Raw genomic sequence first — 328 nt, forward strand, 5'->3', positions numbered from 1 at the left:
TAGGACCTCAAGCCCGGCCTGCGGACGAAGGCCGTATCCTGCAAACGGATGGCCAAGGCGCCGGACGTCAGTTCGTCGCCCCTCAGGCTCGCCTCGAAAAGGTTCATCGAAGGAGACCCAATGAAGCCGGCAACGAAAGCGTTCACCGGCGATTCATAGAGCCTCTTGGGGGTGTCGACCTGCTGCAGCACGCCGCCTTTCAACACCGCGACCCTGTCCCCCATCGTCATCGCTTCGGTTTGATCGTGGGTCACGTATATGGTCGTTACGCCGAGCTGCTTTTGCAGGCTGGTGATTTCGGCGCGCATTTGCACGCGCAGTTTCGCGT

1 pseudogene is annotated in these 328 nt (G+C 60.7%); it reads right to left on the reverse strand.

From position 1 onward, the window contains the following. Window positions 1-328, reverse strand: a pseudogene (locus tag EN852_RS37620) (ABC transporter ATP-binding protein); the annotation flags it as partial.

It is taken from the genome of Mesorhizobium sp. M2E.F.Ca.ET.209.01.1.1, from assembly GCF_004010375.2.
Classification (GTDB): domain Bacteria; phylum Pseudomonadota; class Alphaproteobacteria; order Rhizobiales; family Rhizobiaceae; genus Mesorhizobium.